Annotated in this window: 1 pseudogene; it reads right to left on the bottom strand. The window is 73.4% G+C overall.

What is annotated here, in order from left to right:
• A pseudogene (locus tag AC5RV2_RS19310) lies at positions 1–256 on the bottom strand (hydroxymethylbilane synthase); the annotation flags it as partial.

Raw genomic sequence — 256 nt, 5'->3', positions numbered from 1 at the left:
CGGGGGCCGGCAGCATGACCGACGGATCCAGCAGCTCCGTGACGTGCTCGGTGCGCCCCAGCCGTGCCAGCCCGGCCGCGGCGAGCACCACGGCGTCGAGATCTGCGTGCTTTCCCTCGTGCCTTTCTTCGCCCGTGAGCCCCTTGACCCGTCCTAGCCGGGTGTCCACGTTGCCGCGGATATCCACCACGTCCAGGTCGGGGCGGGCGGCACGCAGCTGGGCTGCCCGGCGCGGGGAGCCCGTGCCGACCTTGGC

The organism is Arthrobacter sp. Y3225116 (genome assembly GCF_059091245.1).
This window is presented reverse-complemented; position numbering and strand designations above follow the sequence as displayed.